This window comes from Dickeya ananatis (genome assembly GCF_019464615.1).
GTDB lineage: Bacteria > Pseudomonadota > Gammaproteobacteria > Enterobacterales > Enterobacteriaceae > Dickeya > Dickeya oryzae.
This window is the reverse complement of the sequence record NZ_CP040816.1, coordinates 2,071,422-2,096,422: the sequence shown is the minus strand read 5'-3', so window position 1 is coordinate 2,096,422 and position 25,001 is coordinate 2,071,422. Positions and strand designations below refer to the sequence as shown.

23 protein-coding genes are annotated in these 25,001 nt (G+C 54.5%); 18 read left to right on the top strand and 5 right to left on the bottom strand.

Translation table 11 applies throughout. From position 1 onward, the window contains the following. Position 1: 1 nt before the first annotated feature. Together FGI04_RS09150 and FGI04_RS09145 are read right to left on the bottom strand one after the other, a co-directional pair. Entirely contained in the window at positions 2-727 is a 726-nt protein-coding gene (locus FGI04_RS09150) for a response regulator (RefSeq protein WP_342700658.1), read from the bottom strand. Positions 728-745: 18 nt separating this feature from the next. Continuing rightward, positions 746-2,347: an ATP-binding protein gene (locus FGI04_RS09145; protein ID WP_342700659.1), complete on the bottom strand. Its 1,602-nt coding sequence runs from the start codon at positions 2,345-2,347 to the stop codon at positions 746-748. Between the two features lie 426 nt (positions 2,348-2,773). Here FGI04_RS09145 and FGI04_RS09140 point away from each other — a divergent pair, with 426 nt between their 5' ends. The 11 genes from FGI04_RS09140 to FGI04_RS09090 all read left to right on the top strand — a co-directional run bounded on the left by FGI04_RS09140 (position 2,774) and on the right by FGI04_RS09090 (position 13,490). After that, the gene (locus FGI04_RS09140; protein ID WP_342700660.1) at positions 2,774-4,141 is read left to right on the top strand and encodes a 2-hydroxycarboxylate transporter family protein; all 1,368 of its coding nucleotides are present in this window, start codon (positions 2,774-2,776) and stop codon (positions 4,139-4,141) included. A 65-nt stretch (positions 4,142-4,206) separates the two neighbouring features. Next, the gene (locus FGI04_RS09135) at positions 4,207-5,091 is read left to right on the top strand and encodes a fumarylacetoacetate hydrolase family protein (RefSeq protein WP_012885224.1); all 885 of its coding nucleotides are present in this window, start codon (positions 4,207-4,209) and stop codon (positions 5,089-5,091) included. Between the two features lie 75 nt (positions 5,092-5,166). After that, entirely contained in the window at positions 5,167-6,216 is a 1,050-nt protein-coding gene (gene citC, locus FGI04_RS09130; RefSeq protein WP_407273534.1) for a [citrate (pro-3S)-lyase] ligase, read from the top strand. Between the two features lie 33 nt (positions 6,217-6,249). Beyond that, the gene (citD, locus tag FGI04_RS09125) at positions 6,250-6,540 is read left to right on the top strand and encodes a citrate lyase acyl carrier protein (RefSeq protein ID WP_342701320.1); all 291 of its coding nucleotides are present in this window, start codon (positions 6,250-6,252) and stop codon (positions 6,538-6,540) included. Continuing rightward, the gene (citE, locus tag FGI04_RS09120) at positions 6,540-7,430 is read left to right on the top strand and encodes a citrate (pro-3S)-lyase subunit beta (protein WP_407273533.1); all 891 of its coding nucleotides are present in this window, start codon (positions 6,540-6,542) and stop codon (positions 7,428-7,430) included. The genes citD and citE overlap by 1 nt, the downstream gene beginning before the upstream one ends. An 88-nt stretch (positions 7,431-7,518) precedes the next feature. Further along, positions 7,519-9,048, top strand: a complete 1,530-nt coding sequence (gene citF / locus FGI04_RS09115; RefSeq protein WP_407321226.1) for a citrate lyase subunit alpha — start codon at positions 7,519-7,521, stop codon at positions 9,046-9,048. Continuing rightward, positions 9,045-9,587, top strand: coding sequence for a citrate lyase holo-[acyl-carrier protein] synthase (citX, locus tag FGI04_RS09110; RefSeq protein WP_407336598.1), 543 nt, complete (start codon positions 9,045-9,047; stop codon positions 9,585-9,587). Before citF ends, citX begins: the two co-directional genes overlap by 4 nt. After that, positions 9,565-10,494, top strand: coding sequence for a triphosphoribosyl-dephospho-CoA synthase CitG (gene citG, locus FGI04_RS09105; RefSeq protein ID WP_407273530.1), 930 nt, complete (start codon positions 9,565-9,567; stop codon positions 10,492-10,494). The genes citX and citG overlap by 23 nt, the downstream gene beginning before the upstream one ends. 334 nt (positions 10,495-10,828) lie before the next feature. After that, positions 10,829-11,659: a flagellar regulator YcgR PilZN domain-containing protein gene (locus FGI04_RS09100; protein WP_496111673.1), complete on the top strand. Its 831-nt coding sequence runs from the start codon at positions 10,829-10,831 to the stop codon at positions 11,657-11,659. Positions 11,660-11,890: 231 nt separating this feature from the next. Then, complete coding sequence (locus tag FGI04_RS09095) at positions 11,891-12,139, top strand: hypothetical protein (protein ID WP_407336597.1); 249 nt, start codon at positions 11,891-11,893, stop codon at positions 12,137-12,139. Then, positions 12,129-13,490 carry an APC family permease gene (locus tag FGI04_RS09090; protein ID WP_012884921.1) on the top strand — a complete coding sequence of 454 codons (1,362 nt, stop codon included), beginning with the start codon at positions 12,129-12,131 and terminating at the stop codon, positions 13,488-13,490. Before FGI04_RS09095 ends, FGI04_RS09090 begins: the two co-directional genes overlap by 11 nt. A 63-nt stretch (positions 13,491-13,553) precedes the next feature. Here FGI04_RS09090 and FGI04_RS09085 read toward each other — a convergent pair whose 3' ends face one another. Together FGI04_RS09085 and sbcB are read right to left on the bottom strand one after the other, a co-directional pair. Next, a complete protein-coding gene (locus FGI04_RS09085) occupies positions 13,554-14,150 on the bottom strand; it encodes a hypothetical protein (protein ID WP_342700704.1) in 597 nt (198 codons plus the stop codon). A 21-nt stretch (positions 14,151-14,171) separates the two neighbouring features. Then, positions 14,172-15,602 (bottom strand): exodeoxyribonuclease I, encoded by a 1,431-nt coding sequence (gene sbcB / locus FGI04_RS09080; RefSeq protein ID WP_407321342.1) that lies wholly within the window; start codon positions 15,600-15,602, stop codon positions 14,172-14,174. A 403-nt stretch (positions 15,603-16,005) separates the two neighbouring features. Between sbcB and FGI04_RS09075 the strand changes: the two genes are divergently transcribed. Further along, positions 16,006-16,344: a DUF496 family protein gene (locus tag FGI04_RS09075; protein ID WP_012884919.1), complete on the top strand. Its 339-nt coding sequence runs from the start codon at positions 16,006-16,008 to the stop codon at positions 16,342-16,344. A gap of 82 nt (positions 16,345-16,426) precedes the next feature. Here the strand turns inward: FGI04_RS09075 and FGI04_RS09070 are convergent, their stop codons facing one another. After that, positions 16,427-16,804, bottom strand: coding sequence for a hypothetical protein (locus FGI04_RS09070; protein WP_407336596.1), 378 nt, complete (start codon positions 16,802-16,804; stop codon positions 16,427-16,429). 420 nt (positions 16,805-17,224) lie between these two features. On the opposite strand from FGI04_RS09070, the gene FGI04_RS09065 reads away from it, so the two are divergent. From FGI04_RS09065 to pelN, 6 genes are all read left to right on the top strand, one after another. Continuing rightward, positions 17,225-19,420 carry a ComEC family protein gene (locus tag FGI04_RS09065; RefSeq protein ID WP_407337403.1) on the top strand — a complete coding sequence of 732 codons (2,196 nt, stop codon included), beginning with the start codon at positions 17,225-17,227 and terminating at the stop codon, positions 19,418-19,420. A 38-nt stretch (positions 19,421-19,458) separates the two neighbouring features. Next, complete coding sequence (gene msbA / locus FGI04_RS09060; protein WP_342700707.1) at positions 19,459-21,207, top strand: lipid A ABC transporter ATP-binding protein/permease MsbA; 1,749 nt, start codon at positions 19,459-19,461, stop codon at positions 21,205-21,207. Continuing rightward, positions 21,204-22,220, top strand: coding sequence for a tetraacyldisaccharide 4'-kinase (lpxK, locus tag FGI04_RS09055; protein WP_407336595.1), 1,017 nt, complete (start codon positions 21,204-21,206; stop codon positions 22,218-22,220). Before msbA ends, lpxK begins: the two co-directional genes overlap by 4 nt. A 39-nt stretch (positions 22,221-22,259) precedes the next feature. Beyond that, a complete protein-coding gene (locus FGI04_RS09050; protein WP_012884914.1) occupies positions 22,260-22,442 on the top strand; it encodes a Trm112 family protein in 183 nt (60 codons plus the stop codon). Then, positions 22,439-23,191, top strand: coding sequence for a 3-deoxy-manno-octulosonate cytidylyltransferase (gene kdsB, locus FGI04_RS09045; RefSeq protein WP_407336594.1), 753 nt, complete (start codon positions 22,439-22,441; stop codon positions 23,189-23,191). Before FGI04_RS09050 ends, kdsB begins: the two co-directional genes overlap by 4 nt. A 419-nt stretch (positions 23,192-23,610) precedes the next feature. Further along, entirely contained in the window at positions 23,611-24,930 is a 1,320-nt protein-coding gene (gene pelN, locus FGI04_RS09040) for a pectate lyase PelN (RefSeq protein ID WP_342700710.1), read from the top strand. Positions 24,931-25,001: the final 71 nt, after the last annotated feature.

Genomic DNA, 25,001 nt, shown 5'->3' with positions numbered 1-25,001 from the left:
CTCAATCGAGGTGCTTTTTACGATAGAGACGCCGCGGGTGACCAATCTTGCCATAACGCATTTCTACATCCAGAAACTGGTTTTCCAGCCCATATTCAAGATAGCGTCGGGCTGTCGTTTTGCTGAGACCGGTTTTTTCCACGACCTCATCAACGGAGAATAAGGTCTCCGGCTGATCCTGAAAGATCTGTTTGACCAGATTGAGGGTATTCTCTTCAATGCCTTTGCTGCCAGGTCCATTAGGTACGGTCGATGCCTGTAACTGGTAGAGGACGTCCACATTCTGCTGATCGACGACTTTGTAAGTATGCTGCGTTTTGACGAACTGGATGAATCGCTCAAGCGACGAGCGTAGTCGTGGGTAGGACACCGGTTTGATAATGTAATCAAAAGCGCCGCAGCGAATAGCCTGTGCGCAGGTGTTCATATCGCTGGCGGCGGTAATAAAAATCACTGAGCAGTTGATGCTGCGCATCAGTTCACTTTCAATAAGCTGGACGCCTTCGCCGTCTGGCAGATAATTATCCAGCAACATCAGCCGGGGTTTGTATTGCAGCAGCATACGCCGGGCTTCGTTCAGGGTTGACGCCGTACCTACCACTCGCAGCGCGAAATTCTTTTCGATAAATTCCGCGTGGATATTTGCCAGCTTTCTCTCGTCTTCAACGATCAGTACATCGAAATTTTCAATCGTTCGTTCAGTTGGCATGGTGCTCGCAATCGGCATGGTACTTGTTTTCCCCGGTTATTGGTTATTGATTATTTTTGGAATGAAGATAGAAAAAATAGCGCCGTGAGGCGAATTGTCAGAAACTTCGATCACACCCTGTGCCTGACTGACATAGCTGGCAACCAGATGCAGACCCAGACCGTGATCGCCTTCTTTTTTACTGGTGACACCCATCTCAAATACCCGATCTGCAATTGTGGGGTCAATACCTGTCCCTTGGTCAGCCACTTCAATGACTAATTCCTGCTCACCGTCGTAGATATACACTTCGACAGGGTCGTAACTCGAGGTACAGGCCAGTGTAGCTTCCACCGCATTATCAATTAAATTCCCAATAATTGACATCAGCTCTGTTTCATTGAGTGATGCAGGGATACTGTTAAGCTGGCAGCGTGGGTCAAAACGTAGCTCAATGCCTTTCTCGCGTGCGCTGGCGAATTTACCCAGCAACAGCCCGCAAAGCGCCGGCGAACAGAAACGACTGGAGATAAAATCCAGCACCACCTGCGCCCCTTCCGACTGGGCTTCAATGTAACGCACGGCTTCATCATAACGGCGCAAATGCAACAATCCGGCCAGCGTGGCCGTCCAATTCAATTGCTCATGGCGCAGAATACGCAGGCTGTTGGCATAACGTTTGACCTGACTGAGTTGCATGCTTAGGGTGTGGATATCATTTTTGTCACGAAAACTGATTACCCAGCCTTGCAGTTCATCTTCCAGCATAATGCGCACACGGCTGGCGATAACCGTGGTCTGATTGAAACGGCAAATCTCATCATGAGTATCGGTTATCCAAATATCTTCATTAGAGAAAAATGGCACGGGGGTAATGATGTCGTCGATCGGTTTGCCGCGTAATTGATACGAAGGCATCGTCAGACTCAGCAAATCTTTGGCGGCATGGTTGATCACCGCAATATTGCGTTGCTTGTCGATGGCGATCACACCTTCATAAATAGATTCCAACAATGCCTTTTGTTGCCTGACCAGCAGCCGGATTTCCAGCGGCTCCAGCCCGAACATCTGCTTCTTCAGGTTGCGGGAGAACCACCAGGAAAAGAAAAACAACGCAACCAGCATCGCGACGATAGGCAGCCCGATATGCGCTACTTTGCTGAATGTCAGGTTATCGATGCGCTTTTTCAAATACCCGACCGACACGATGCCGATGACCTGATCTCCATCCATGATCGGCGCTTTGCTACGCAGTGAAATACCAATCGCACCGCGCCGCAGCGTGATAGAGCTTTGTCCTTCCAGCACTTCTTTATTGTCGCCGCCTATCATTTCTGTGCCGAGCAGTGACGGTTCTTCAGAATGATACAAGTGGGTCGCGTTGCGATCGCCGATGACGATAAAGCTGGCGTCGCTGCGTGCTTTGATTTGATCGACCAGATTGTCGATGGTGGCGGTATCTTTATATTTCACCGCCTCGATTAGCGAGGGAATAATCGCGATTTCTCGTGCCTGAATCTGCGCCCGGCTGCCCAACTCGTCATAGAGCTGGCGATCGACGGCCCGATAGTAATAAAGCCCTGCGGTGATCAACAACAGAGAAAAAAAGATCATCAGGTAGATGAACAGCTTGAGATGGAATGGGAGCCTGACCGTCATAATGTGCTAATCACCGAGAAACGCGCAAACGAAGGTGGCTAATTTATCATGAAAGGCGTAAAAGAAAGGGACTAAAAAATAGTCTTGTGAAGCGTTTCGCGCAGATTGTGAAAATGGTATTTTTGTTTCAGTTGTTTTAAATAAGACGTAAATTGCTTGTCACTAAGAATGGACATTTTAATTACTTTTTCACAACATATTATTTCTTTCTCGAAATAAGGACCATTTGAACCATACAAACCATAAAAACCACGTCAAAACTCCCCGTAATCTAAAAATTCAATTCATTGATTTTTAATGGAAAAATAATAAAAACCATAAAATCCATAAGTACCATTAAAACTCATTTTTTAATTTGATGATTATCACATAATAACCTGTGTTGACCTCTTAAGATGCACGGGAAAATAACAAGGGGAGAAGGTTATGAGTACCACTGATGATTCTTATATCGTTGTAAAAGATGAGGCCTCTGGGAAGGTTTCATTAAAAGAAAAATGGTGGCACATTCTGGATAACTACAAAATTGGTGTTATTCCGGTGCCGCTGTTTATCCTGGCTGGGCTATTAATTGCGTTGGATTGCCTGGACGGCAAGTTGCCCAGTGACATCGTGGTGATGGTTGCCACGCTGGCGTTTTTCGGTTTCGCCTGTGGGGAGTTCGGTAAGCGCTTACCTTTTATCGGTAAGATGGGAGCAGCGGCGATTTGCGCCACGTTTATTCCGTCTGCACTGGTTTACTACGGCTTGTTGCCGCATGTGGTTGTGGATGCCACCACCAAGTTCTACAAATCCACCAACATTCTGTACCTCTATATCTGCTGCATCATTGTCGGCAGCATCATGAGCATGAACCGCCAGACGTTGATTCAGGGCTTCCTGCGCATTTTCTTCCCCATGCTGTGCGGTGAAATTGTGGGCATGCTGGTTGGTATGGGCGTGGGTATTATGCTGGGCCTGGATCCGTTCCAGATCTTCTTCTTCCTGGTACTGCCGATTATGGCTGGCGGTGTGGGTGAAGGGGCGATTCCTCTTTCTATCGGTTATGCCACCTTGCTGCACATGGAGCAGGGCGTTGCACTGGGTCGTATCCTGCCTATCGTTATGCTAGGTAGCCTGACTGCCATCGTCCTGGCCGGTGTGCTGAACCAACTAGGCAAGCGTTACCCGCACCTGACCGGTGAAGGTGACCTGATGCCGAATAAAGCAAATACCACTGAAACGGCACCGACTTCGCTGACCAGCTCTTTAAGCGGCAAGATGGATCCAACCAATCTGGCTGCAGGCGCACTGCTGGCTATCCTGCTGTATATGATCGGGATGCTGGGCTACAAACTGATTGGTTTACCGGCTCCGGTGGGCATGTTGTTTGCCGCGGTGATCGTGAAGTTGATTAATGGCGCGTCTCCGCGTTTGCTCGAAGGTTCTCAGGTTGTTTACAAATTCTTCCAGACTTCTGTGACCTATCCGATTCTGTTTGCTGTTGGCGTGGCGATCACCCCTTGGGAAGAGCTGGTACACGCTTTCACAATAACCAACCTGCTGGTGATTGTGTCCACTGTTGTGGCACTGGTTACCACTGGTTTCTTCGTTGGCAAGAAAATCGGTATGCACCCGATTGACGTTGCCATCATCTCCTGCTGCCAGAGCGGGCAGGGCGGTACCGGTGACGTGGCGATTCTCACTGCTGGTAACCGTATGGTGCTGATGCCGTTCGCTCAGATTGCTACCCGCATCGGTGGTGCAATCAACGTCTCCGTGGCCTTGCTGGTACTCGGCAAGTTCCTGGTGTGACGGTTGTATGACAAAAAACAAATAACGCCGCGATAGCTCGCGGCCTTATTTAAACGGGAAAGATTATGAAACTTGCAAGTTATCGCCATCAGGGCAAAAACAGTTACGGGATCCACACACCGGCGGGGCTGATCGATTTGGGCAGCCGCCTCGGTGACCGCTACGCCGACCTGAAAGCCCTGCTGGCCGGCCAGGCGCTCCACGAAGCCGCCGCCTTCCAGACCGACACGCCGGATGTCGCCGTCGCCGACGTCACCTTCCTGCCGGTCATCGTCGCGCCGTCCAAAATCCTCTGTGTCGGCATGAACTACGCCGACAAGCGCAAGGAGTTCAACGAGCTGAACCCCGCACCGACCCTGTTCGTGCGCTTCGCCGACTCCCAGACCGGCCACGGCACCCCGGTGCTCAAGCCCCACTACTCCAGCGAGTTCGACTATGAAGGCGAGCTGGCGGTCATCATCGGCAAAAACGGCCAGAACATCCACCGTGACGACGCGCTGTCCTTTGTCGCCGGGTACAGCTGCTACATGGACGGCTCTGCCCGCGACTGGCAGCACAGCTGGTTCACCGCCGGCAAGAACTGGCAGAAGACCGGCGCCTTCGGCCCCTATCTCACCACCCGGGACGAAATCCCCGACCCGCACGCCCTGGCCATCCGCACCTTCCTCAACGGCCGCATGGTGCAGGACGACAACACCGCCAGCATGATCCACAAGGTGGCGGACCTGATTGAATACATCAGCACCTTCACCGCGCTCAGCGCCGGTGACGTCATCATCACCGGCTCGCCGGGCGGTGTCGGCAAGAAACGCACCCCGCCGCTGTTCCTCAAGCCGGGCGACAGCATCGAGGTGGAAATCGAGAAGGTCGGCCACCTGCGCAACACCATCGGCGAGGCCGTCCGGCCGGTGACCGCCCCGCGTGCCGCGTCCGTGGCGGCCGGGCACTGAATCGTTCCCGCCGCCGGGTGACCGGCGGCGTCAGCCCCGCGGTGACGGGGCCTAGCAACAAGCAGGATAACCGTTATGTACGCCGATGACGACGAGAGTGTTACGTTTGCCACGCTGGATGCGCGCGTCCCGTCCCCTGAACTGGCGGAGATCACCGCGCTGCTGGCGCGCTGCCAGCTGGACCGGGACCAGGACGTCGAGTTTTTTGTGGCCGGCACGCATCACGGGCGGCTGGTGGCCTGTGCCGGGCTGTGCGCCAGCACCATCAAGTGCGTGGCGGTGGACCCCGACTTTCGCGAACTCAGCCTGGGGGCGAAGGTGGTGAACGAGGTGGTGCAGCTGGCGGCCGAGCGCGGCCTGTTCCACCTGTTTCTCTACACCCGTCCCTGCAACATCACGGCGTTTCGCGGCTGCGGCTTCTACCCGATTGCCTGCTATGACGACCAGGCGGTGCTGATGGAGAACACGCCGCTCGGCATCAGGCAGTACTGCCAGTCGCTGGCGGCCGAGGCCAGACCGGGGCGGGACATCGGCGCCATCGTGATGAACGCCAACCCGTTCACGCTGGGGCACCGCTACCTGGCCGAGCAGGCCGCGCAGGCCTGTGACTGGCTGCACATCTTCGTGGTGCGCGAGGACGTCTCCTTCTTCCCGTTCGCCGAGCGGCTGGAGATGGTGCGCCAGGGGGTGGCGGACATCCCCAACCTGACGGTGCACGCCGGGTCGGCATACCTGATTTCCAAGGCCACCTTTCCGGGCTATTTCCTGAAGGAAGACCAACTGATAAGTCAGGCGCACGCGGCGCTGGACCTGATTATCTTCCGCCAGTACATCGCCCCGGCGCTCGGCATCACCCGGCGCTTTGTCGGCACCGAGCCGTTCTGCCCGGTGACGCACCAGTACAACCAGGACATGCACCACTGGCTGGAGCAGGACGGGCGGGTGCCCGCCCCGGCCCTGACGGTGGTGGAAATCGAACGCACGCGCGAGCACGACGGTCAGGCGATATCCGCCTCGGCGGTCCGGCGGCTGCTGCGGCAGCGCCAGTTCGACGCCATCCGCCAGATTGTGCCGGCGACGACGTTTGCGCATTTACAACGCTATGGCGAACTCGCCTGCGCGTGACGTGTTTTTAATGTATCAGGCAGGAAAACCAACATGAAAATTATCAAGGAGGCCCTGGCGGGCACCTTTGAATCCAGCGACCTGCTGGTCAAGGTAGCGCCGGCGCAAGGCCAGCTGACCGTGGTGATAAACAGTGAAGTCATCAAACAGTTCGGCGACCAGATCACCCGGGTGGTGAACGACACGCTGAGCGCGCTGGGCGTCGAGTCCGGCACCATCGTGGTGGACGACAAGGGGGCGCTGGACTGCGTCATCCGGGCCCGGGTGCAGAGCGCCGTGCTGCGTGCCGCCGAGATTGATCAGATTGACTGGGAGACACTGTGATGAGCACCACGCAACCGAAAAAACTGCGCCGCAGCATGCTGTTCCTGCCGGGCGCCAATGCCGCCATGCTGTCCAACGCCTTCATCTACCAGCCGGACTCCATCATGTTCGACCTGGAGGATGCGGTGTCGCTGCGCGAGAAAGATACCGCGCGCCTGCTGGTCTACCATGCGCTGCAGCACCCGATGTACCGGGATATCGAGACGGTGGTGCGCATCAACCAGCTCAACACCCCGTTCGGGCTCAAGGACCTGGAAGCGGCGGTGCGTGGCGGGGTGGATGTCATCCGCCTGCCGAAGACCGACTCCACCGACGACGTCGACGAGCTGGAGCACCACCTGGCGCGCATCGAGAAGGCCTGCGGCCGTGCCGTCGGCTCCACCCGCATCATGGCGGCCATCGAGTCGGCGGTCGGGGTGATCAACGCGGTGTCCATCGCCCGCTCGTCCGAGCGCATGATTGGTATCGCGCTGGCGGCGTTCGACTACGTGATGGACATGCAGACCGAGCGCGGGGACGGCACCGAGCTGTTCTACGCCCGCTGTGCGGTGCTGCATGCCGCCCGTGCCGCCGGTATCGACGCGTTTGACGTGGTGTACTCCAACGTCAACGACGAGGACGGGTTCCTGAAGGAAGTGGAGCTGATCCGCAAACTGGGCTTCAACGGCAAGTCGCTGATCAACCCGCGCCAGATTGAACTGCTGCACAACGCCTACGCGCCGACCCAGGACGAGGTGGACTACGCCCACCTGGTGATCAGGGCGGCGGAAGAGGGCGAGCGCGCCGGGCTGGGGGTCATCTCGCTGAACGGAAAAATGATCGACGGCCCGATTATCAACCACGCCCGCCAGGTGGTGGAGCGTGCGCTGGCCTCCGGCGTGCGCCAGTAGGCCCGGACCGGTTAACCGACAGTTTCCGCACTGGCCGGCTGGCGGCGTGACAGCGCGCTGGCGGGCCTCGCAATGACAGGATTGGATCATGAGTAACTTTATTGAAGCACTGCAGAAGCAATACCCGGAAAACAGCCCGCTGCAACCGTTCGTCAGTGCCAACCACAGCACCCCCTGGCTGAATGACGTCACCGAAAAACACCAGCGCAAGCTGTGCGCCGACCTGGAGGAGGCCATTCGCAAGAGCGGGCTGCAGGACGGCATGACGATTTCGTTCCATCACGCGTTCCGTGAAGGGGACAAGGTGATCAACCACGTGGTGGACACGCTGGCCCGGCTGGGTTTTAAGGACCTGACGCTGGCGTCCAGTTCGCTGATGACCTGCAACGCGCCGCTGATCGAGCATATCCGCAACGGGGTGATCAGCCGTATCTACACCTCCGGCATGCGCGGCAAGCTGGCGGACGCGATTTCGCACGGGCTGATGAAAGAGCCGGTGCAAATCCACTCGCACGGCGGGCGGGTGCACCTGCTGCAGAGCGGCGAGCTGACGATAGACGTGGCGTTCCTCGGGGTGCCGAGCAGCGACGAATTCGGCAACGCCAACGGCACGTCGGGGAAATCGCGCTGCGGGTCGCTGGGCTACGCGATGGTGGACGCGCACTACGCGAAGACGGTGGTGCTGCTGACGGAAAGCCTGGTGCCGTTCCCGAACATGCCGGCCAGCATCGTGCAGGACCAGGTGGACTTCGTGGTGCCGGTGGAGGAAGTGGGCGACCCGGCGAAAATCAGTGTGGGGGCGGCGCGGGTGACCAGCAACCCGCGTGAACTGCTGATAGCCCGCCGGGCGGCGGACGTGATAGCCCATTCCGGCTACTTCAAACCGGGCTTTTCCATCCAGACCGGCTCCGGCGCGGCCTCGACCGCCTGTACCCGTTTTCTGGAAGACCGGATGCACAAGCAGGGGGTGACGGCGCGCTTTGCACTCGGGGGCATTACCGGCAGCATCGTCGACCTGCACGAGAAGGGGCTGATAGAGACGCTGCTGGACACCCAGTGCTTTGACGCCAACGCGGCGGCGTCGCTGGCGAAAAACCCGCAACACGTGGAAATCTCGACCAACGTGTACGCCAACCCGAGCGCCAAGGCGGCGTGCTGCGACCAGCTGGACGTGGTGATTTTGAGTGCGCTGGAAATCGACACCCAGTTCAACGTGAACGTGATAACCGGGTCGGACGGGGTGATGCGCGGGGCATCGGGCGGGCACTGCGACGTGGCGACGGCGGCGAACCTGACCATCGTGGTGGCGCCGCTGATCCGCAGCCGTATCCCGACGGTGGTGCGTCAGGTGACCACCTGCGTGACGCCGGGCAGCGCGATAGACGTGCTGGTGACGGACCACGGTATCGCGGTGAACCCGTCGCGCCCGGACGTGGCGGAACGCCTGACCGAGGCCGGGCTGAGCGTGATGTCTATCGAAGACCTGTACCAGCGGGCGATAGCGCTGGTGGGCGAGCCGAAGGCGATTGAGTTTCACGACCGTATCGTGGGGGTGATCCGCTACCGTGACGGCAGCGTGATCGACGTGGTGCGTCAGGTGAAAGAGGACAAGGCGTGAGCGAGGCAGCGACAGGCGCCGCGGTCAGCGTTTCACTGGACAGCCTGCTGGCGGCGAAGGAGCGCCGCCATGCACGCCAGCAGCAGCTGCTGGCGTTGCACCGGTCGACGGTGGTGTCGCTGACGCTGGTGACGCCCGGTGCGGTGAAGGACTCGGCGCTGTACCGTCGGGCGATGACAGAAGCCGTGGCGGCGTTCAATGACCTGTGTCTGGCCCGGGGATGGGAGGTGCGGGAGCAGCAGCTGCACTGGCTGGAGACGGGGTCGGAGGCGTTCTGGGCGATAACCAAGGATGCGCTGAGCGTGAAGGCGGCGGCGATTGCGCTGGAAGAGCAGCATGCGCTGGGGCGGCTGTGGGATTTTGACGTGTTCTGCCCGCAGGAAGGGTCAGTCAGTCGAACGTTGCTGGCGCACGATCGCCGTCGGTGTATACTCTGTGAGGAATCGGCGCATGCCTGCGCGCGTTCGCGCCGCCATGCGTTACCGGACGTGATTGAAAAAATCGAGAGTATCCTCCATGCCTGGTTTGACGCACACTGAATCGGTTGTTGCTTCTCCATTACTGACGACGTTATTTCCTGATGCCACCGGCGTGCTGGTGGCTTTACCTGATATTCACCAACGTGTAGTGGCCGCGTTGACGGTTGAAGTGATGCTGACGCCAAAACCCGGTCTGGTGGATAGGGATAATAATGGCGCGCATCGCGATATGGATGTGCCGTTATTTCAGGCCAGTATCGCCGCGCTGACCCCGTGGTTTGCCCGTTTTACCGAAGCTGGTATGACGCACAGCCTGTTGCCGATAACCCAGCTATTGTCGCAGGTGCGGCCGATTGGTATTGCTGCGGAACAAGCGATGCTGGCAGCAACAGGCGGCGTCAATACCCACAAAGGCGGTATCTTTGCCTTTGGGCTGCTGTGTAGTGCTGCAGGCTGGCTGGCAGGACGCCGACAGCCATTGACACAAGATAGCCTATGTCAGTGCGTGGCGCAGATGAGTGCCGATTTGGTTCGCAATGAGCTGGAGAATAGTCAGCATACAGCGACAGCAGGTGAGCTTTTGTTTCGACGCCATGGCTTGACTGGTGCACGGGGCGAGGCTGCCAGCGGGTTTGCTACCGCACGCCTGTATGCGTTACCTGCCTACCTCAGTGCTCGTGCACAGGGTAACGACGATGAATCCGCTTTATTGCAGGCACTGGTGGTTTTAATGGCCAACAACCCGGATACTAATGTCGTTTCCCGGGGCGGGATAGACGGGTTGGCGTTCGTACAAGCATATGCACGTAATTTACTGTCCGATGGTGTGACGCATCAGGGTTTACAGGAAATGAATCGTGCACTGGTTGAACGTAATATCAGCCCTGGCGGTAGCGCCGACCTGCTCGCACTGACCTGGTTACTTTCACACTATCCTGCCGCTGAAACCTCGTCTATTATTGACTAACAGCCCTTCCTGTTTTTCATGAATGTTTGCCTCTCATGAAATGTGCCTCGCGCTGGCGGGGCATTGTGCGTGCCGAAGATTCCGTGTGCGCCATATATTTCTACTATTCACGTTTCAGGACATTGGCGGGTTTGGCAGAAATTGAACAACGGATAAGTAATAACAGGTTTTAAATAACGGCTTGTTGAATAGCTGATTATTGAATGACTGTGTGCGTTGGCCCCTTAGCAGGTTTATGGAAAAACGTGAGAAACCGGATTGGCGTATTGGCAACGCGATAGAGGGTGGGTATATAAGCTAATGAATTGATAAAGCACTAAAGTTGACGAGAACCATGTCGATACTAGTGCCATGTCGTATCCAGGGGGCTGGGACACTGAATAACGGATTAACCATTCAATTGACGGTGGGGATGGATGTAGTGGATGACAATATGAAAGAACAGTACGCCAGGCGCGGCAAGATGGCTATTTGCGCCACATTGCGCGGACTGCAAAAGCAGGACGCCACTGTAATGGTGTATCACACACATGGCCAATTCATCAGTAAGATCCTTGAGGTCGATTCGGACGAGGAAGAGTTCCTGTTTGACCTTGGCGCGCTGGAGCGTGAAAACAGCCGGGCGCTGTTTGCTGGCGAACTTGGTTTTGTGGCGGAAACGGCGGGTGCCAAAGTTGAATTTCGTACTGAGATTATCCGCACGGTTGAACATGACAACTTGCCTGCTTTCTGTGCGGCGATACCTGACGTGCTGTACTATATCCAGCGCCGTAATTTTTTCCGCATTAATTCGCCTGCCTGGCCACCGATGGTTTGCCGTGGGGAATTACCTGACAGTACCTATTTTGAATTTAACCTGAAGGATCTGTCATTGGGTGGCTTGTGCATGTACACCGATGATCAAAACTTGGCAGGGCTGTTTGAGCCGGGAATGATATTGAAAAATGTCGATGTCGACCTCGCCAGTTATGGGCAGTTTTGTTTGGACATGGAGTTTGTCAACCATGCCACCACGAAAGTGGTCGACAGTAAGGGCGAAGTCAAACAGATAGAGCGCCTGAGCTTCAAATTCCCGACGTTAAGTGCGGTGCAGGAGCGTGGATTACAGCAGGTTATTACTGAACTGGAGTTGGATCAGAACGAAAAGCGCAAACGCCTGCGTTGATTAATTAACATCAAGCTTGATAAGTGTGCGTAAGTCGCACTCGATTGAGATAACAGGTCTTGTCTCAAATTGCTAGCTGGGGCAAAATACGCGCCCTGAAAAACCGACGCACCGTTATCGCGTCGGTTATTTTTTTGTATTTCATCAAGAGGCCGGCGCTGTTGATGGTTCCGGATAGATATCAGTAACACGCATGCCGTGCAGGCTGCGCAGAGTGAATAGAGAGAGACAATGGGGCAATCAGTTGTTTTTGAGCCGGTGCCCGCCGGCTGGTGCTGTAAACGCAGCGGCAAAGATGCTATCTGGGCAGACTTTGCACCGGGCGGCGTGTCTGCTGCTCATGCTCACCTCGGTTACAGCGACCTCGTTCGCACGACCACTTCCAGTTACCTGAAACATCGTTGTGCTACGTTGCCATTGGCGATGAATTCATGGGTGATGGCGGCTATCGATAAAGGAGGTTTGCGTAATGACAACTGATTCCACGGTTTCCACATCGCGCGTACAACTGCGTAAGACCCTGACGCTGGTGCCAGTGGTAATGATGGGGCTGGCTTACATGCAACCGATGACGCTGTTTGATACTTTCGGCATCGTTTCTGGGTTGACGGATGGACATGTCGCGACGGCCTATGCCTTTGCGTTGATTGCTATCCTGTTTACCGCCCTCAGCTACGGCAAACTGGTGCGTCGTTTCCCGTCGGCCGGTTCGGCCTATACCTATGCGCAAAAAGCCATTAGCCCAACGGTGGGCTTCATGGTGGGCTGGTCATCGTTGCTGGACTATCTGTTTATGCCGATGATCAATATCCTGCTGGCAAAAATCTATTTTGAAACGTTGATCCCCAGTATCCCATCATGGATCTTTGTCGTTTTGCTGGTAGGGTTCATGACGTTATCCAACCTGCGTGGCATCAAAACCGTCGCCAACTTCAACAGCCTGATAGTGGTACTGCAGGTTGCCGTGATGGTGGTTATCACCGGGATGGTGATTTACGGTGTGTCTCAGGGGGAAGGGGCCGGTACGCTGGCCAGCAGCCGTCCGTTCTGGTCTGATAATGCCCACGTAGTACCAATGATTACGGGGGCGACGATTCTGTGTTTTTCATTCCTCGGCTTCGATGGGATCAGCTCGTTGTCTGAAGAAACCAAAGATGCCGGTCGCGTGATTCCGAAAGCGATTTTCCTGACAGCCCTGCTGGGTGGGGTGATCTTTGTTGTGGTGTCTTACTTCCTGCAACTCTACTTTCCGGATATCTCGCGTTTTCAGCACCCGGATGCTTCACAGCCTGAAATCATGCTATATGTGGCAGGCAAAGCCTTCCAGTTCGGTATTCTGATTTTCTCCTGCGTGACTGTACTGGCGTCTGGCATGGCAGCACATGCTGGTGTTTCACGCCTGATGTACGTGATGGGACGCGATGGCGTGTTTCCGGAGCGTTTCTTCGGTTATGTGCATCCCCGTTGGCGTACACCGTCATTGAACGTACTGCTGGTTGGCGTGATTGCACTGTCGGCGATTTCGTTTGATCTGGTTACCGCGACGGCGTTGATCAACTTCGGCGCGCTGGTAGCGTTTACCTTTGTGAACCTGTCGGTGATTTCCCAATTCTATATCCGTGAGCGCCGTAATAAGACGCTGAAGGATACGGTGAACTATCTGGTTCTGCCGGTTATGGGCGCGCTGACAGTAGGCGCGTTGTGGTTGAATCTGGAGCGTACATCCATGACGTTGGGACTGGTGTGGGCAGCGATTGGTCTGCTTTATCTGGCCTTTGTGACGCGCCGTTTCAGCCAGCCGGTACCGCAGTACAACGAAGATCTGGCGTAATTCCTGGTAATGAAACCGGGCTCCCGCGGGAGCCCGGTTTTTTTACATGAACAGGTATACCGGTTATAGTGGCGCCGCGGCAAACAAATTAGTACCACCCTGCCAGACGCGAATAAATCGAATATTATTCAGCACCACTACTGCAGGCGACGTCTTTGCGTTCAGAAGCTGTTTAATGGTTGGTGATACGATTTTTATCCCATCCCCTCCATCCACTAAAGCACCATAAGCAGCGACAACCGCGCTCAGATTATCCACCCCAGATTGTTCCGTTCCATCGCCAGCAACCATCAACTTCAATAATGTTACTTTCCCTGTGGTCGGAGAAACGTCATTTATGAGTTTGATGTGTGAATGCGTATCTGAAGATGTTGTACTACTGAGTGAATTGCGCTCCGCAATGAAGTGAAAAGTGCAATGCAGGCTGAGCAGATTGGTATTAGCACGAGTAATAAGTGTCTCTGGCGTGACTGAAAAAGATTTTTCTGTCACCTGTTGGTACGGCGATGTCACCAAGGCACCGATAGAAACTGGCTGAGTCACCGCTATGGCACTGGCTATCGGTGAGGTGATGGCCGACAAAACAGCAAGCAGTAGGATACCGGGGCTGCAGCGGAGAGCCCGAGGTAACTGCAGTAGTAAGTGCGATGGTGCGTGCATGATGGTTGCCTATTTTATCTTTTAGGCCACAAGTCGTTGGGCATAAGCGACCAGTGCTTTTAGTAGTGTGGTTTTCTGCTCATCATCGGCATATTGCTGGTACAAACTCTCCAGTAGATCTGAATAAGACTGTAACCGCTCGGTGGTAAATACCTCACGCCGATGTGCCAGCCAGCGTTGTTGCTCCTGTTCGTCCAGCGTACCGGGGAAGTTGCGTGCCCGATAGCGAAACAGTAACTCCTCCACCCGACGATCGGCAAATTGGAGATTCAGTGCAGGGAGATGTTGAGCATCGGTTTTACGGATAATTGCCATCGCAGCGCGATCGGCGTCACTAAAAAAACCATCGTAAAGTTGCAGGTCGACATCCTTAGCTGCCTCAAACGGCGGTGCATCGGCAAATAGCGCCACAACTTTCTCTCGCACGCTACTATTCTGACGCAACAACTGTAAATTATTCAGGCAATGCTGGCGGTCGATACCCAGCCGTTCCGCGTCTTCTGGTCGCAGTGTACTGGCAGGCGCCAGTACTGGGCATTTGTTGATATGCACCAGTTTGATAGGGACGGGCGATTCATCTTCAGCCAGTAAGTTTCGGCGGGTATAAAGCCGGGTACGCAATTCATCCGCATCCAGCGCCAGTAGAGGCTGAATATCCCCCGCCAGATCGCAAACAATGACCGCGTTGCGATTATCCGGGTGCCAGGCCAGCGGTACGATCCAACTGGTATTACCCCGTGCGGCACCAAACATACCGGAAACATGTACCAGTGGTTTCATTTGCGGGATATCGATTAACGCGCTGACTTTATTCTTGTTCCGTAACGTATAGAGATAATCAAACAGTTTGGGTTGCGCCTGTTTAAGCAGCCGCGCCATCGCAATAGTGGCATAGACATCGGACATCGCATCATGCGCCTGCGTATGCTCAACACCATTGGCACGAGTCAGATGCTCCAGCCTGAAACTGGGAAAACCGTCGTCGTTTTCCGGCCAGACAATGCCATCAGGGCGTAAGGCATAGCATGCCCGCAACATGTCCAGCAAATCCCAGCGAGAATTGCCCTGTTGCCAACTGTAGGCATAAGGGTCGAAGAAGTTGCGGTAGAACAGGTTACGGCTGACTTCGTCATCAAAGCGGATATTGTTGTATCCCATGATGCAGGTGCCTGGCACACTGAACGCCTCATGGATGTGGCTGGCAAACTCGGCTTCGCGTACTCCTCGTTTTTGTGCCACCTGCGGTGTGATACCGGTAATCATTACCGCTTCCGGGTCGGGCAGGTAGTCATCGGCTGGCAGACAGTAGATCACGACCGGCTCGCCAATCACGTTAAAATTCAAATCAGTACGGACGCCAGCGAACTGTGCCGGGCGATCTTTGGCTGGATGTTTGCCAAAAGTCTCATAATCGTGGATGAAAAAAGTGGGTTCGATGTGTTGGTTTTGCACGGTTTCTCTCTGTTCAGCCTGATGTCGGCGTGCGTTATAAAATACTCATACCGCCGCGAAGCGTGTTTGTCATCGCCGGTTTTCGCTGGCCTTAGAACCATGCGCAATGGTTCGCCAGCGTAACGGCAACGTATTACTCTTTCAGTAAAAAGGGTGACGGACAACACAAAGCTGCCATGGTAAACCATCCTGTCGTCTGACTAAAGCTGACCGCAGCGATGTTATGCTGTGTTGAATCGAGTCAGGTGCAATCCGCTCGCGGGAGTGATAGGGTGCACAGAAAGGCAACGATTGCATCAGCGATGTGGGTAAACCACCTTGTCGACGATAGCGGCTAACCTGTATGGTTAACGCAGAGCGGTTTCCGCGTGACGAATCTTAATCGTTAAGTAAGGGTAGAGAAATGGATAAGGGTAACACTAAGCCATGTTTCCAGGATGTACTGGAATTCGTGCGTATGTTCCGTCGTAAAAACAAGCTGCAGCGTGAAATTGCAGATAACGAAAAGAAAATCCGCGATAACCAGAAGCGTGTACTGCTGCTGGATAACCTGAGTGAGTACATCAAACCGGGTATGTCGATTGAAGACATCCAGAACATTATTGCTAACATGCGTAGCGACTATGAAGACCGTGTTGATGAATACATCATCAAGAACGCGGAACTGTCGAAAGAGCGTCGTGAGCTGTCCCGCAAAATCAAAGAAATGGGTGAAATCAAACCACCAGTAGAGGCGAAGTAATTTCACTGATTCAGGGCCGGTTTCCGGCCCTGATGCGTTTGGGCTGAGCACTGCATCCGATGGGGTAAGCCGTTTGTCAGGCTTATGACTGACTCATCACAATTTCCGGTGCCAGCGCGTTTTTCCCCTTCATGCAATCGTGCCAGGCCCTGCCAGGGTCGCCGTTATCTAAGGATGTGGCATTGATGGCAGGAAGCTCTCGTACCTGCGTATCGACAACCCTGCCGCCGTTTATCTCAATCGTCTGATTTTTAATGTAGTATCGGGTTAGTACCTGATATCTCCCACCAAGGCGCTTCACCTGTGCCAGTATATCGCTAGTACATTCGTTGGCGGCGTTTGCCACCCGTTGAATCGGGTTATCACCAGGCGAACTCTGGGGAGTAACCGTGCAGGCTGATAACGTCAACGAGCCGAGCAGTAAAGCCCCTACTGAAGAAATGCCATGCCTGTCAGCCATAGGTGAGTTCTCCCTTTTTAATCGTTATCCCTGACACGCGTCGTGTATGCCGATGGACGTGCACAATTTTTTACATAATCTCCCGCTATTTACGCAACCTGCATATCTAAACGGTGGTGCGACCGCGATAGACGATTGATCGGGGTGCTGTTGATTGTCAACAGCGGTGCCTGAGGCGTGTTGGTACATTCATAGCGTCTCGCAGTCTCAATGTAATGGTGTGCAACTATTGCGGTTGTTTGCGTAACACATTCCTGATGTGCCATTTCGGTCTACTACCGGGGATGATGGGGTGGCAGACTGCAGCCGGAAAGGAGGATTGCCGGAACATCGGCGATAACGGGTAAGGGAATCGCCATCAGAATTTCATTGAACCAATTGGCAACAACATTGAGTGTGGGGCCGTTGCTGTTGCTGATAATGCCAGAGATGCCGGATACCCGAGTGCTGTGGTGGGGGCTTCCCGCATTGTGGCTATTGAGATCACGTTTTTGTCTCCTCGGATTGGTGGTGATTGGCGTTCTCTGGAGCTTCTACAGTGGGCGTTTGATGCTGGACCAGGTGGAACGGTATACCCGACAGCCGCTGGCCGCGAAGGTCAGTGTGAGCAGTGTCCGATTTGCACAAGCGGATGCCGATCAGGTTGTGGTGCGCTTGTTACAGATTAACGGGCGTTGGGTATTTCCGCCGCTCTATGCAAGGCTGGATGCACAACCGCAGATGAGTAACTGGTGCGGTGGGCAGTTGTGGAGTCTTCGGTTGCGGCTACGTCCTGTTCATAGCCGATTGAATGAAGGAGGATTTGATCGCCAGCGCTGGGCACTGGCGAAAGCCCAACCGTTTACCGGTCGGATCATGGCTGCTGAGGTTGAGGCATCAGCATGCGGGTTGCGTCAGCGACTGGTTGATGTACTGGAACAGCAAACTCTGTCGTTGCCGTGGCGCTCAATCATAATGGCACTGGCGGTTGGGGAAATGGCCACTGTGGAAAACGCGGTGCTCGACGTGCTTCGACAGACAGGGATTATGCACTTGATGGCGATATCGGGGTTGCATATTGCACTGGCAGCACTGCTTGGCTGGAGTCTGGTACGTGCAGTGCAATATCTGCTGCCAGCCCATCTGGTTGGGCATCGCATCCCGTTGTGGTGTGGTCTGTGTTTTGCCTGGGTGTATGTCTGGCTGGCTGGAGGAAACCCGCCTGCAGTAAGGGCGGCGCTGGCCTTGTCGTGCTGGACACTGATCAGATTGCGAGGTCTGTCAGTGTCATCATGGCAGGTGTGGTTGTGGTGTGTGGCCGTAATTCTGGTCAGTGATCCACTGAGTGTTCTCTCAGACAGTTTCTGGCTTTCGGTACTGGCGGTCGCGGCCTTGATTTTCTGGTATCAATGGGCACCTTTGCCGCCGCACATGCAACACGCATGGCGATGGGTATGGCTGCGTGGATTACACATGCAGACAGGTGTCATACTGCTGCTGATGCCACTGCAGGTGTTGATCTTTCATGGCGTTAGCCTGAGTTCTCTACCCGCCAACTTGTGGGCGGTACCGCTGGTTTCATTTGTGACGACGCCGTTGATTCTGCTGGCGTTACCGCTAATGGGGATTCCGGTGATGGCACAAGGTCTCTGGTGGCTGGCTGATCGATCGCTGGCACTGGTTTTCCTGCCGTTGCAGGCCATGCCGCCGGGCTGGTTACCACTTGGAGAACATCTCGTGCCATACAGCGTAGCAGGATGGCTGGCGGTTGTCGTCTGGCGCTTTGGCTGGTGGAGAACATACCCGTTCAGCTTGATGGCGTTGGTTCTCTTCATGGTGCTGCGTCCTAAACCACCGGCACCGTTGTGGCGTATCGATATGCTGGATGTCGGGCATGGGCTAGCGGTAGTGATTGAACGGCAAGGTAAAGCCTGGCTGTACGATACCGGACCTGGCTGGGAAGGTGGTAATAGCGCTGAGCGTGAAATCCTGCCTTATCTTGCATGGCGAGGGCTACAGCTGGAGGGCATTATCCTTAGCCACAGCCATTTGGATCACCGCGGTGGGCTGGAGACATTGCAGCGCGCGTTTCCATCGGTGCCAATATACAGTTCGTTGCTTGAGCCGAGCTACCATCCTTGTGTTCAGGGGGAACAGTGGCATTGGCAGGGACTGACGTTTAGCGTTATCTGGCCGCCGTTACGGGTTCGTGAAGCTGGCAATCACGATTCCTGTGTGGTTCGGGTCGATGATGGGCATTATCGGGTATTGCTGACAGGCGATGTAGAGCGCGAAGATGAGGCCGCACTATTGCGCACACAACCGGGCGAATTAGCGGCGGATATTCTGCAAGTGCCGCATCATGGCAGCACCACATCGTCATCACCACCGTTTTTACGGGCTGTGGGGGCGAAAGCCGTATTGTCGTCTAATTCCCGATACAATCCGTGGCGCTTGCCAGCGGTCAGCGTGGTAAGGCGTTACCGTCAAATGGGGTATCGCTGGCGTGATACAGCCAGCAGCGGGCAATTGAGTGTGCATTTTTTCGACGAAAGCATCGAAATGTTGCGCTACCGGGGTGAAATATCACCTCGCTGGTATCATCAGTGGTTTGGCGCTGGCCGGGATAATGAGTAATAATAGACGGCTATTTATCAAAGGCTCAGGTTTATTGCATGATTAATGATAAAGATCTCTCCACATGGCAGACGTTTCGTCGCCTATGGCCGATGATCTCCCCCTATAAAGCCGGGCTGGCCGTTGCGGCAGTGGCGCTGGTGGTCAACGCCGCAGGCGATACGCTGATGCTGTCCCTGCTTAAGCCGTTGCTGGATGACGGATTCGGCAAGGCTGATCGCAGTGTGCTGGTGTGGATGCCGTTGGCTATCATCGGGTTGATGATTATGCGTGGCATCTCCAGTTACGTGTCCAGCTATTGTGTGGCCTGGGTATCGGGCAAGGTGGTGATGAACATGCGTCGTCGGCTGTTCAGCCACATCATGGGGATGCCGGTGTCCTTCTTTGATCAGCAATCTACCGGTACATTGCTATCGCGCATCACCTATGATTCCGAGCAGGTAGCATCCTCATCGTCGAACGCGCTGGTAACCGTAGTACGTGAAGGGGCGTCTATCATCGGCCTGTTTGTGCTGATGTTCTGGTACAGCTGGCAGTTATCGCTGATTTTGGTGCTGATTGCACCGATCGTTTCCTACAGTATGCGGGTGGTGTCAAAGCGTTTTCGTAGTATCAGCAAAAATATGCAAAACACCATGGGACAGGTCACGACCAGCGCTGAGCAGATGCTGAAAGGGCACAAAGAAGTGCTGATTTTTGGCGGGCAGTCCGTCGAAGCAGAGCGTTTCGATGCCGTCAGCAATCGCATGCGTCAGCAGGGCATGAAAATGGTATCCGCATCTTCCATTTCTGATCCGGTAGTGCAGTTAATCGCCTCGCTGGCGCTGGCATTCGTGTTATATGCCGCCAGTTTCCCATCGGTGATGGAAACGTTGACGGCTGGTACCATCACAGTAGTGTTCTCCTCCATGTTTACGTTGATGCGGCCATTGAAGTCGCTCACGAACGTCAATGCGCAGTTTCAGCGCGGTATGGCGGCTTGCCAGACCCTGTTTACCATTTTGGATATGGAGCAGGAGAAAGACACCGGTACCCGTGTACTGGAGCGCGCTAAAGGCAATATCGAATTCCGTGATGTTAACTTCGCGTATCCCGGTAAAGAAACGCTGGCGCTGAAAAATATTAGCCTGCATATCCCGCCCGGAAAAACCGTGGCGCTGGTAGGGCGTTCAGGTTCTGGCAAATCGACTATCGCCAATCTCATTACCCGTTTTTACGATATCCAGTCTGGCGAAATTCTGCTGGATGGATGCGACTTACGCGATTATACGCTGCCATCATTACGCAACCAGGTAGCGTTGGTATCACAGAATGTGCACCTGTTTAACGATACCATTGCCAACAATATCGCCTATGCCTGCGGCGATCGCTACAACCGTGAGGATATCGAGCGGGCGGCCAAAATGGCCCACGCGATGGATTTCATCGGCAAACTGGATCAGGGGTTGGATACCGTCATCGGTGAGAACGGGGTGTTGTTGTCTGGCGGTCAGCGTCAGCGCATCGCTATTGCCCGGGCGCTGTTGCGGGATTGCCCGATTCTGGTTCTGGATGAGGCGACATCGGCGCTGGATACTGAATCGGAGCGCGCTATTCAGGCGGCATTGGACGAGTTGCAAAAGAACCGTACTGCACTGGTCATTGCCCACCGGTTGTCCACAATTGAAAATGCGGATGAAATTCTGGTGGTAGAGGACGGACAGATCATCGAGCGTGGTCAGCATGATGAGTTGCTGGCGCGAAACGGGGCCTATGCCCAGCTCCACAAATTGCAGTTTGGCGCATGATTGAACGCATCTGGTCAGGGCGCTCGGCGCTGTATCTGGTGTTGCTGCCGCTGTCGTTGCTTTATGGGCTGGTCAGCCATCTTATACGGCTGAGCTACCAGTATGGCTGGCGTAAGGTATGGCGTGCACCAGTGCCAGTGGTGGTCGTTGGTAATTTGACGGCGGGCGGCAATGGTAAGACACCTGTGGTTATCTGGCTGGTGGAGCAATTGCAGCAACGGGGTTATCGCGTTGGTGTGGTATCGCGTGGTTATGGCGGTAAAGCGGAGCAGTATCCGCTACAGGTTACTAATAAGGTGACGACCGCACAGGCCGGTGATGAGCCGCTACTGATTTACCAGCGTACCGGTGCACCCGTTGCTGTGGCCCCTAAACGTTGTGAAGCGGTGAAGGCATTGCTGGCTCAGCACCCACTGGATGTGATTGTAACGGATGACGGTTTGCAACATTACGCACTGGCTCGGGATATGGAGCTGGTGGTGGTAGACGGCATTCGTCGTTTCGGCAATGGTTGGTGGTTGCCTGCCGGACCGATGCGGGAGCGCGCCTCGCGCTTGCGGACCGTTGACGCGGTCATTGTTAATGGTGGTGAAGCGAAACCGGGCGAGATTGCCATGCAACTCACAGCGGGTGATGCCGTGAATTTGCTGACTGGAGAACGCCGGGCGGTATCGGCGTTGCCACCACTAGTCGCTATGGCGGGAATCGGCCATCCACCGCGCTTTTTTGCTACGCTGAAAGCGCTGGGGGGCACGCTGGTGCGTGAAGTGGCGTTCGCCGACCATCAACACTGGCAAGCTGAAGAGTTACAGCGGCTGACTGACTCTGACCAGCAACCCCTGATGATGACAGAGAAGGATGCGGTGAAATGTCGCGCCTTTGCTCGTGCCAACTGGTGGTATCTGCCGGTTGATGCCGAATTGTCGGCGCCGGAGTCGACGTTACTATTACAGCGTCTGACGCAACTGATTGATACGAAAAGTAGTATGTCGCGTCAGACGAAAATCGGGTGACCGGCTATTTTTGATAATCGCTTCTTGATGGGAGGAAGCATGGATCATCGTTTGCTTGAAATCGTGGCTTGCCCGGTGTGTAACGGGCGGTTGGTTTTTGACAAAGAAAAACAGGAACTGATTTGTAAAGTCGACGGGCTGGCTTACCCCGTGCGGGATGGCATTCCCGTATTGCTGGAAAACGAAGCTCGCTCACTGGCGCCGGATGAGATTGCACAATGACGTTTACTGCAATTATTCCCGCTCGCTATGCATCTACCCGGCTGCCAGGCAAGCCGCTGGCGGATATTCATGGCAAACCGATGGTGGTGCACGTCATGGAGCGTGCCCGTGAGTCGGGTGCCAGCCGTGTTGTGGTGGCGACCGATCACGCCGATGTTGCGCGCGCCATTGAACTGGCGGGTGGCGAAGTCTGTTTGACCAGCCCGGATCACAACTCCGGTACCGAGCGGCTGGCTGAAGTGATCGACAGTTATGGGTTTGCCGATGATGAAATCATCGTCAATGTGCAGGGTGATGAACCATTGATCCCGCCGGTGATCATTCGTCAGGTGGCAGATAATCTGGCGGGGAGCCGTGCTGGTATGGCAACGCTGGCTGTGCCGATCACGACCTGTGAGGAAGCGTTTAATCCGAACGCGGTGAAAGTGGTCACTGATGCGGAAGGGTATGCGCTTTACTTCTCTCGCGCCACAATCCCGTGGGAACGTGACCGTTTTGCTGAATCCCGGGAGACCATCGGTGATCATTTCCTGAGACATATCGGGATTTATGCTTACCGTGCCGGATTTATCCGTCGATATGTTGGTTGGGCACCCAGCCAACTGGAAAGAATCGAAATGCTGGAACAACTGCGTGTGCTCTGGTACGGCGAGAAGATCCATGTCGCAGTAGCCAAAGAAGTGCCGAGCGTCGGTGTTGATACCCCTGAAGATCTGGCTCGGGTCAGAGCGGTAATGATGGCTAACTGACGTCGGTTTCGGTATACCGTCTCGTAAGCGCATGTGCTAACAACACATGTGCTTTTTTTATCCCACCTTTTTTTATCCCACACAGTGCCGCTATCGGTACCAGCCATTTAGCATCATCCGCATAACGCCTGCCAGTGGCCTTGCTGGTCAGTTCTGCCTGAAGACTTGTCAGCTTTGCCTGAAGAGAGGGTAATCCTGTCATGAATAAATCCGGTGTCTGAGATGGCAGGTTTTTATTATTGGCAGGAATGATGAAACAGAGGAATGAAACAGGGGAATGAAAAAAAGAATGAAAAAGAGAGCGGAATAATAAAAACCGATGGCACTGATGCACAATGATTAACCATGGCTTATTATTGGATGGCATTCATCCCATTATGATGAATGTATTGATTTTTTTACTTAAGGATGGAGTAACAATGAATATGAATAAAAAATTTTTACCCATAATCATGGGATGCGTACTGACTGGGACTGCCGCACAAACTCTGGCGGCGGAATACTATCTGGCACCGAATGGCAGTGATTCAGGTAACGGCAGTAAAAGCGCCCCCTGGAAATCGTTCGCCCGCGCACAACAAACCCTCTCCCCGGGTGATCGCCTGTGGGTTCGTGGTGGTACTTATACCTTTACCGCCGGACTTAATAGCTGCGCCAGTCAGACGGATATCGTGAATGCGATTACGCTCAACAAGAGTGGTACCTCCGGCAAACGCATTGAATATGTCGCCTATACTGGCGAAACACCGGTATTTGATTTCAGCCAAATGAAAGATGACTGCCGCGTTAAAGGATTTAACGTCGTCGCAGACTGGGTAACCCTGAAAGGGCTGGAAATAAAAGGCGTGCCGCAAAACAATAATAAAAACCACGAATCATGGGGTGTGTGGATAAAAGGCAGCAACAATCGGTTTGAGCAGCTCGATATCCATCACATCATGGGGACGGGGCTATTTTTGCAAAATGGTGCGTATAACACCGTACTTAATTCTGACTCGCACCATAACTATGATCCATTGACGTCTAATGGTGCCGGACAGAGTGGTGATGGTTTCGGCGCGCATATCGCCGCTAACATGCCAGGCAATATTTTTAGCGGTTGCCGTGCCTGGTCTAATTCGGATGATGGTTTTGATCTTATCAACGCGTATTCCGCGGTCACTATCGAGAACTCCTGGGCCTGGTCTCACGGTTATCTGCCCGGCACAACGACATCCCTGGCGGCCGGTAACGGCAACGGCTTCAAGGCGGGTGGCTACGGTGCCAAATATATTAGCAATGCGCCGAAACACGTTGTGAGAAATTCGGTCGCCTTTCTGAATAAAGCCGCCGGTTTCTATGCTAACCACCATCCGGTTGCGAACGATTTCTTTAATAATACGTCGTACAGAAATGCGGTTAACTTCAGCATGCGCGGCATTGATGCAAACGGTAACGCGATAGCATTGGGTACCCTGCGCAACAATATTTCCTATGCGGCGAAGTCGCAATCACTGGCCTATACCGATGGCGCGAATATGCGCTACAACTCCTGGAATTACAGCAACGTGATTTCTGATGCGGAATTCCAGAGTGTATCGACCACCGGTTGGGATGCGCCGCGTCAGGCTGATGGCAGCTTACCGGTGCTCAAACACCTGCGTCTGGCGACAGATAGCTGGATGATCGATAAGGGCGGTGACGTGAAGATTGCGTATCAAGGTGCCGCCCCGGATCTGGGGGCGTTTGAGCTGAAATAAGGTGAACTGAAAAATAAGGTGAGTTGAAAAAAGTCGCGGTGTGGCCGTTATCCGGAAGGATAGAGGACGAT

Bases quoted from the DNA above. Each gene is read 5' to 3' on its own strand.
- FGI04_RS09150 (WP_342700658.1), bottom strand. From the start codon at position 727: ATGCCGATTGCGAGCACCATGCCAACTGAACGAACGATTGAAAATTTC.
- FGI04_RS09145 (WP_342700659.1), bottom strand. From the start codon at position 2,347: ATGACGGTCAGGCTCCCATTCCATCTCAAGCTGTTCATCTACCTGATG.
- FGI04_RS09140 (WP_342700660.1), top strand. From the start codon at position 2,774: ATGAGTACCACTGATGATTCTTATATCGTTGTAAAAGATGAGGCCTCT.
- FGI04_RS09135 (WP_012885224.1), top strand. From the start codon at position 4,207: ATGAAACTTGCAAGTTATCGCCATCAGGGCAAAAACAGTTACGGGATC.
- citC (WP_407273534.1), top strand. From the start codon at position 5,167: ATGTACGCCGATGACGACGAGAGTGTTACGTTTGCCACGCTGGATGCG.
- citD (WP_342701320.1), top strand. From the start codon at position 6,250: ATGAAAATTATCAAGGAGGCCCTGGCGGGCACCTTTGAATCCAGCGAC.
- citE (WP_407273533.1), top strand. From the start codon at position 6,540: ATGAGCACCACGCAACCGAAAAAACTGCGCCGCAGCATGCTGTTCCTG.
- citF (WP_407321226.1), top strand. From the start codon at position 7,519: ATGAGTAACTTTATTGAAGCACTGCAGAAGCAATACCCGGAAAACAGC.
- citG (WP_407273530.1), top strand. From the start codon at position 9,565: ATGCCTGGTTTGACGCACACTGAATCGGTTGTTGCTTCTCCATTACTG.
- FGI04_RS09100 (WP_496111673.1), top strand. From the start codon at position 10,829: ATGTCGATACTAGTGCCATGTCGTATCCAGGGGGCTGGGACACTGAAT.
- FGI04_RS09095 (WP_407336597.1), top strand. From the start codon at position 11,891: ATGGGGCAATCAGTTGTTTTTGAGCCGGTGCCCGCCGGCTGGTGCTGT.
- FGI04_RS09090 (WP_012884921.1), top strand. From the start codon at position 12,129: ATGACAACTGATTCCACGGTTTCCACATCGCGCGTACAACTGCGTAAG.
- FGI04_RS09085 (WP_342700704.1), bottom strand. From the start codon at position 14,150: ATGCACGCACCATCGCACTTACTACTGCAGTTACCTCGGGCTCTCCGC.
- FGI04_RS09075 (WP_012884919.1), top strand. From the start codon at position 16,006: ATGGATAAGGGTAACACTAAGCCATGTTTCCAGGATGTACTGGAATTC.
- FGI04_RS09070 (WP_407336596.1), bottom strand. From the start codon at position 16,804: ATGGCTGACAGGCATGGCATTTCTTCAGTAGGGGCTTTACTGCTCGGC.
- FGI04_RS09065 (WP_407337403.1), top strand. From the start codon at position 17,225: ATGCCAGAGATGCCGGATACCCGAGTGCTGTGGTGGGGGCTTCCCGCA.
- msbA (WP_342700707.1), top strand. From the start codon at position 19,459: ATGATTAATGATAAAGATCTCTCCACATGGCAGACGTTTCGTCGCCTA.
- lpxK (WP_407336595.1), top strand. From the start codon at position 21,204: ATGATTGAACGCATCTGGTCAGGGCGCTCGGCGCTGTATCTGGTGTTG.
- FGI04_RS09050 (WP_012884914.1), top strand. From the start codon at position 22,260: ATGGATCATCGTTTGCTTGAAATCGTGGCTTGCCCGGTGTGTAACGGG.
- kdsB (WP_407336594.1), top strand. From the start codon at position 22,439: ATGACGTTTACTGCAATTATTCCCGCTCGCTATGCATCTACCCGGCTG.
- pelN (WP_342700710.1), top strand. From the start codon at position 23,611: ATGAATATGAATAAAAAATTTTTACCCATAATCATGGGATGCGTACTG.